Source organism: Aquimarina sp., assembly GCF_977115655.1.
Window position 1 is genome coordinate 25,348 of record NZ_CDSBKO010000065.1, and the last position, 6,434, is coordinate 31,781.

Here is a 6,434-nt window from a genome sequence, read left to right on the forward strand (position 1 = left end):
GCATAATATATTTAAAGACCATATTGAGGGCTATAAAGCTCCCATCCAGATTGTAACATTATAATAAATCGTTCGTTATTATAATAGACAGATAATAAACCGTACCTTTGCGGCTTATTTTAACTATTATATGAATAAATTTGAAGCATTAGGCCTTAGTGAAGCCATTATAAAGGCGGTGAATGAAATGGGTTTTGAAACCCCAAGTGAAGTACAAGAAAAGGCAATCCCTATTTTGCTAAATGAAGATACTGATATTGTTGCATTAGCACAAACGGGAACTGGAAAAACAGCTGCTTTTGGTTTTCCTTTAATTGAAAAAATAGATAGCAGCAGCAGAATTACACAAGGATTAATCCTATCTCCTACTCGTGAGCTTTGTTTACAAATTACCAATGAGTTTAAAAATTACTCTAAATTTATCCCCGGATTAAATACTGTAGCTATATATGGTGGTGCTAGCATAACCGATCAAGCAAAACAAATCCAAAGAGGAGCTCAGATTATTGTAGCAACACCAGGGCGAATGCAGGATATGATTAACCGTAAAATGGTAGATATTTCCAAAATTGGATATTGTATTCTGGATGAAGCAGATGAAATGCTTAACATGGGATTCTATGAAGATATTAACGCTATTTTATCTCATACTCCAAAAGAAAAGAACACTTGGTTATTTTCGGCTACTATGCCAAAAGAAGTTTCTACTATCGCTAAACGTTTTATGCGTAATCCTGTAGAAATTACTGTAGGTCATAAAAATACTGGATCTAAAAATGTTTCTCATGAATATTATGTAGTAAACTCAAGAGATAGATATGCCGCATTAAAACGGCTATCAGATGCTAACCCTGATATTTTTTCTGTTATATTTTGTCGTACAAAAAGAGATACACAAAAAGTAGCAGAAAATCTTATTGAAGATGGTTACAACGCAGCAGCTTTACACGGTGATTTAAGCCAAAACCAAAGAGATTTGGTTATGAAAAGTTTCAGAAATCGACAAATACAAATGCTTGTTGCTACAGATGTAGCTGCCCGCGGTATTGATGTAGATGATATAACACATGTTATAAATTATCAGCTTCCGGATGAAATAGAAACATACACTCACCGTAGTGGACGAACCGGACGCGCAGGAAAAAGTGGCGTTTCTATGGTAATTGTTTCTAAAAGTGAGGTTAGAAAGATTAAATCTGTAGAGCGAATTATCAAACAAAATTTTGAGAAAAAAGATATACCAAGTGGTGAAGAAATTTGCCAGGTACAACTTTTTCATCTCGCAAACGATATTAGCAAAGCCGAAATAAATCATGAAATTGACAGCTATTTACCATCTATTAATGAAGTTTTAGAAGGTTTTTCTAAAGAGGAACTAATTAAAAAGTTCTTTTCAGTAGAATTTTCTCGTTTTCATAATTACTACAAAAAATCTAAAGATTTGAATACCTCTAATGAAAGGGAAAGTAATTTTGATAATGATAGCAGCGGCAGTACTCGTTATTTTATCAATGTAGGAGAAAAAGATGGTTTTGACTGGATGACATTAAAGGATTTCCTAAAGGACCTTTTAGACATAGGAAGCGATTCATTAAGCCGGGTAGATGTAAAAGAAAGCTTTTCGTTTTTTAACACTAATGCAGAACATCAGGAACGCGTTCTTTCTGCTTTTGAAGATTTTAAAATGGAAGGAAGAAAAGTTAACGTAGAAATCTCTAAAGATTCTGGTAGAAGCCGAGGTGGAAAACGTCGTCGTGATGGAGGACGTAGTGAAGGTAATAGCGGAGGAGGTTATAAAGGCAAACGCAGAAGCGATGGTTTTAAACCCAGAAGCAAAAGTCGTTTTAACTCTGGTGATGACAGAAGTAGCGGAGGAGGTAACCAAAGAAAAGACAGAAGAAAACGAAGTGATCGTAAATAATCATAAAAGCATCTTTAGTATAATTCAATTTTAAATAAAATAAAATAAAATAACATAAAAATCAAGTCAAAAATCATATTATCTTGTTACATGTATATGGTATTTTATTTAAAATTGAATATTATATTATAAATAAATGAAAAAAATATTATTTTTTATTAGCCTAATAATAAGCACAATGTCTTATTCGCAGAAAGAAAGTATCTCTGATATCGTTTCTGGAAAAGTACAAAATGCTTCTAATGATCAAAAACTACAAAATGTTCATATTATAAACCTTAGTCAAGTAGTTGGTACAATAACCAACGATGAAGGTGATTTTAAAATTCAGGCTAAGGTTAACGATACCCTATATTTTTCTTATATAGGTTTTAAACCAATTCGAATTAGAGTAACCAACGACTGGATTAAATTTGGAGAAGTTAAGATTAAGATGACCGAATTAGGAATCGCTCTGGAAGAAGTTGTCGTTGCTGATGTACAATTAACAGGCTATTTAGAAATTGATGCAAAAAGAATACCTGTATACAACAATTACAGATATAGTATCTCTGGACTAAATTCTGGATATGAAGGAGGAAACAGACAGCCTGGAGCTGTTAATAAGGTATTAGGAGCTATATTTAATCCTGCAGATTTTTTATATAATATATTTAGTAAACGATCTAAAGAGTTAAGAAAACTTCGTAAAATGAAGAAAGATGATGATATTAGAAATCTTTTAGAAACTAAATTTGATCGTGCTACTTTAATGGCTTTACTACAAGTAGAAAGGTTAGATATTGATGAAATTCTTAGAAACTGTAACTATTCTGTCGATTTTATAAAATTTGCAAACGACTTACAAATTCTTGATGCTATAAGCGAATGTTATGAAGAGTACAAAATATTAGATAGAAAATAAGGTACTGATTTATGAAGTATGAAATTAAAAAAACTTCGTATTTAAGTTACATTCTTATTGAAACAGTGTCAGAACTAAAAGCTATTTCATAGAATGTAAGGCTATTCGGTTTCCTTCAGGATCCATAAAATATGCCATGTAACCATTATTTTCTGAAATTTCTTTTTTATTAAAAACTATTTCACCTCCTGCATCTTCTACTCTACTGATTTCATTAGCAACATCATCACAAGAAAAATATATTAATACCCCATCTTTACTAGGCTTATAGTTTTCTCCTGCATGAATTAATGTTCCTGTTGCTACTCCTGATGTATTTTTGTTAGGAAACCACCCCATTTGAACGCCCTCCATATCATGAAGTGATATCTGAATATCAAATACTTTTTCATAAAATTTTTTTGCCCTATTCATATTTGTAACAGGAATCTCAAACCATGTGATCATAACTTAAAGTTTTTAGACAATAAAGTTATTTATTTTCATAATAACGAGCAATTATTTGTTCGTGACTCTTCACTACCTTCTTTGTCCATTCTAAACGTTTTTTTAATTTTTCATCTTCGGATAATTGCCATTTAATATCTGTCTCTCTTAACCTCGAAGTAACATGTTGTAATATTATTGCTGCGGAAACAGATATATTAAGACTTTCTGTAAAGCCAACCATAGGAATGTGGAGTTTGCTATCTGCAGCATTAAGAACCGTATCACTTAACCCTTGTTGTTCTCTTCCAAAAAAAAAGGCTGCTGGTGTATTTATATCAAAATCTTGTAATACTTTAGAATCATCATGAGGTGTAGTAGCTACAATTTGATAACCTTTATTTTTTAAAACCTGTATACATTTACTTGTAGAGTCATATCGGTTAATATCAACCCATTTCTGTGCTCCCATAGCTATTTCCCTATCAATTCGCTTTACATTAACCTCTTCTATTACATGTATATTTTGTATACCAAAAACATCGCAACTACGTATTACTGCACTAGTATTATGTAGCTGATATACATCTTCTACAGCTACAGTAAAATGATTTGTTCGTTCATTAAGGATTTTTTTGCACAAACCTTGTCTTCTTGATGTAAGGAATGACTCTAAATATTCCAGAAGTTTTATATCTATCATAACTGCTAAAGTATAAAAACATATACAATTTTAAGAATAAAAAAAGAGCCGAACTAATGATAAACATTAGACAGCTCCCTAACAATCTACTTAACCTAATTTAAAATTGTTATAAAAATTTAATTACAAGAAACATAAATACATAATGTCCTTGTCTTTAACTAAAGACAAGTAATAATTTTATAAAAAAATTGTTGTCACAATATTTATAAAAAAAAACCTCCCGAAATTACCCCTAAAAACGGAAGGTTTTAAGTAAACACATTGTCAAAATGTTCTGTTATAACCAATACCTGTTATAGTATTAGTCAATTTTTTTATTATTTATATTTCAAAATATTTATCTGCATTTTATAAACTTTATTTTTATCCAAACTGCACGCACTTCTTATTTATAAAAAATAAGCAATTGATTTCACATTTTAATCTTCTAAAAAAAGACAAGAAACAAATACAAATCACTGATTTTACGAACATTAATAGCGGCAAAAAAGGTGTTGTAATGAAAACCGATTTTTTTTTATTTATTGATTTAGTTAATAAATTACTAAAAAAAGTATGGAAAACCCGTATAGAAGATAAAGAATTACTATATTTCAGCTCTGAAAAAGCTGTAAAAAAACAAGATGTTTTTTCTCTAAAATAAAGTAAACAGACTTCAATTAATACTATTAATTGATATTTTTTTTGTGTGAAAAATAATAGTCTTCCCATAATGATTGATCCATAATTAATCGTTATTCAGACCCTGCTTTTGTTGGCTCGCCAAAGTTTCACAATTGCGGGGTTGTTTTTGTTTAAACCTTAAAATATTGAACTCGATATTATAGTAATAATTGATTTCAAAATTTCAATAGTCCTCACATTTTTTTACGACAGACAAAACTGCCCCTTACTACAAAATAACTTCAAATAACTAAGTTATTTGAATACTATATAACATATAAGTATTATATAATCTACATACTAATCCTTATGCTTAAAAATTAGAATATCACTTCATTTATTAAAAGCGATATTTAAAGATAGTCACAAATAATTAAAATCGTATACCTTAAAAACACATAATAATTATGGTTTTACCATAACATGAATTATGTGATAAATTTCAATTCTAAAAAGAATAAATTAGTATTTTAAAAAAGTTATTTTCTAAATAAACATTTGATAATCAAATACTTAAAACACTATCCAATAAAAAAACAATATATCAAGAACTACTAAAAATGAAAGAAAAAACCTTCATAAACAATTTAAAAAAAACATTTAAACTTGTTTTAGAAGCTTTTTGTCTGTTTTTATTCTATTCAAAAAACGTCAATTAAACAAGTAATACCACTTAACCAATAATAAGAACAATACATTTTTGCTTCCATTTTTTGAAAATTTAACATATCAAAAAAAACTGAACCTTATCTTTTAGTACTCTTTCGTTTGAACCAAAAATAATTCTATTCAGTTAGACATTTGTATATTTACCTTTTAGACGATCTCTTATCTTATATAGTTGATTTTACTATCTTTTTTTGGATTTCTACAGAATGTGGGTATGGAATCTCTATTTCTGCTTTATCCAATGCTATTTTGCAGTTTTCAAGAACATCAAAATAAACATCCCAATAATCTTGTGGTATGCAATATGGACGTACCGCCAAATCGACAGAACTTTCTCCTAATGCTTCTACATTTATTGAAGGTGCCGGGTCTTGTAGTACTTTTGGATTAGAGGTTAAAACTTCTAATAAAACATCTTTTGCTTTTTTTATATCTTCATCATATCCTATTCCAATAGTAAGATCCACCCTCATCCATTTCTCTGCAGAATAATTCACTATATTTCCATTTGCAATTGCTCCGTTAGGAATAATAGCGAGTTTATTTTGAGGAGTAGTTATTTTTGTAGTAAAAATCTCTATGGATTTAACCGATCCTATAACTCCTTGGGCTTCTATTACATCTCCTATCTTATATGGTTTAAAAATCATAATTAATACTCCTCCTGCAAAATTAGATAAAGAACCTTGTAATGCCAAACCTACTGCTAAACCTGCTGCAGCTATTATTGCAGCAAATGTAGTAACATCCACTCCCAGTCTTGAAATAACCAATACAACCAAAAATACTTTTGATACCCATGATACAAGATCTAATAAAAACTTTTGTAATGACTCATCATATTTACTTTTTGCCATTACTTTTTTCATGCTGCCTATTAGTTTTTTTATAACCCACGACCCTATTATATATATAAGGATCGCTGTAACTAATTTAGGTCCAAATTCTTTTGCCAGTTCAATACCGTAATTGAACCATTCTTGAGCTTTTTCCATAACCATAATGATTTAAAGTTCTATTATCTAAGATATATTCTGACAATAATAAATCAAATATCTTAGATAATAAAACTTTAATAAGCAACTAACCTGTGTTATAAACCTCTAATTATTTAATAATTATAAATTCACTTCTTCGGTTTTGCT

6 protein-coding genes are annotated in these 6,434 nt (G+C 29.7%); 3 read left to right on the forward strand and 3 right to left on the reverse strand.

Annotated elements, in window-relative coordinates; genetic code table 11:
• Window positions 1-130: 130 nt before the first annotated feature.
• Together ACZIYX_RS20395 and ACZIYX_RS20400 are read left to right on the forward strand one after the other, a co-directional pair.
• Window positions 131-1,921 carry a DEAD/DEAH box helicase gene (locus ACZIYX_RS20395; protein WP_462684106.1) on the forward strand — a complete coding sequence of 597 codons (1,791 nt, stop codon included), beginning with the start codon at window positions 131-133 and terminating at the stop codon, window positions 1,919-1,921.
• Between the two features lie 136 nt (window positions 1,922-2,057).
• Window positions 2,058-2,825 (forward strand): carboxypeptidase-like regulatory domain-containing protein, encoded by a 768-nt coding sequence (locus ACZIYX_RS20400; RefSeq protein WP_462684107.1) that lies wholly within the window; start codon window positions 2,058-2,060, stop codon window positions 2,823-2,825.
• An 81-nt stretch (window positions 2,826-2,906) separates the two neighbouring features.
• On the opposite strand, the gene ACZIYX_RS20405 is transcribed toward ACZIYX_RS20400, so the two are convergent.
• Both ACZIYX_RS20405 and ACZIYX_RS20410 read right to left on the reverse strand, forming a co-directional pair.
• A complete protein-coding gene (locus ACZIYX_RS20405; protein ID WP_462684108.1) occupies window positions 2,907-3,272 on the reverse strand; it encodes a VOC family protein in 366 nt (121 codons plus the stop codon).
• Between the two features lie 25 nt (window positions 3,273-3,297).
• Complete coding sequence (locus ACZIYX_RS20410; RefSeq protein ID WP_462684109.1) at window positions 3,298-3,954, reverse strand: TrmH family RNA methyltransferase; 657 nt, start codon at window positions 3,952-3,954, stop codon at window positions 3,298-3,300.
• Window positions 3,955-4,456: 502 nt separating this feature from the next.
• Between ACZIYX_RS20410 and ACZIYX_RS20415 the strand changes: the two genes are divergently transcribed.
• Window positions 4,457-4,600, forward strand: coding sequence for a hypothetical protein (locus tag ACZIYX_RS20415; protein WP_462684110.1), 144 nt, complete (start codon window positions 4,457-4,459; stop codon window positions 4,598-4,600).
• An 853-nt stretch (window positions 4,601-5,453) separates the two neighbouring features.
• Here the strand turns inward: ACZIYX_RS20415 and ACZIYX_RS20420 are convergent.
• On the reverse strand, window positions 5,454-6,284 hold the full coding sequence (locus ACZIYX_RS20420) for a mechanosensitive ion channel family protein (RefSeq protein WP_462684111.1): 831 nt from the start codon (window positions 6,282-6,284) through the stop codon (window positions 5,454-5,456).
• Between the last annotated feature and the right edge of the window lie 150 nt (window positions 6,285-6,434).

Excerpts from the sequence above, each read along its gene's own strand:
- ACZIYX_RS20395 (WP_462684106.1), top strand. The coding sequence starts at position 131 with ATGAATAAATTTGAAGCATTAGGCCTTAGTGAAGCCATTATAAAGGCG.
- ACZIYX_RS20400 (WP_462684107.1), top strand. The coding sequence starts at position 2,058 with ATGAAAAAAATATTATTTTTTATTAGCCTAATAATAAGCACAATGTCT.
- ACZIYX_RS20405 (WP_462684108.1), bottom strand. The coding sequence starts at position 3,272 with ATGATCACATGGTTTGAGATTCCTGTTACAAATATGAATAGGGCAAAA.
- ACZIYX_RS20410 (WP_462684109.1), bottom strand. The coding sequence starts at position 3,954 with ATGATAGATATAAAACTTCTGGAATATTTAGAGTCATTCCTTACATCA.
- ACZIYX_RS20415 (WP_462684110.1), top strand. The coding sequence starts at position 4,457 with ATGAAAACCGATTTTTTTTTATTTATTGATTTAGTTAATAAATTACTA.
- ACZIYX_RS20420 (WP_462684111.1), bottom strand. The coding sequence starts at position 6,284 with ATGGAAAAAGCTCAAGAATGGTTCAATTACGGTATTGAACTGGCAAAA.